Here is a 397-nt window from a genome sequence, read left to right as displayed (position 1 = left end):
ATCAATAGATTTAAATATCATATTAGTCGGCATTAAAACATCAAGATAATCTACTATCCATTCACGAGAATTGTACCCTTTTAACTCATAGATTTTAGAATTAGCGCTGTCTTCTCTAATACCAATCTGTTTTGCTATGAATTTGTTAAATGGTTTTAAAATGCCATAAGGACGATATTTTACACCTTCGTAAAGTAGTTCAGCACAGCCTAATTCTGAATTTACTTTGACTGAATATTCGGGATAATTTTGTTTATCTGCTTTACAGCCAATAAGACATAAAATAAACATATTTAACACTAATATTGTTATTTTTAATTTATTCAAAATATTTGTTATGAGTTTGCTGTCAGTTAATTCAATTATGTTTTCATTGTTCATTATTATTCCCATATTT

Annotated in this window: 1 protein-coding gene; it reads right to left on the bottom strand. The window is 27.0% G+C overall.

The window, feature by feature from the left end; translation table 11 throughout:
- A partial coding sequence (locus ACYVRH_RS14900; protein ID WP_461257637.1) for a hypothetical protein occupies positions 1-381 on the bottom strand: 381 nt, incomplete at its 3' end.
- Positions 382-397: the final 16 nt, after the last annotated feature.

The sequence above is a fragment of the Treponema sp. R80B11-R83G3 genome (assembly GCF_054786115.1).
Note: the sequence above shows the minus strand (reverse complement) of the source record. Positions and strands in the feature narration are given on the sequence as shown.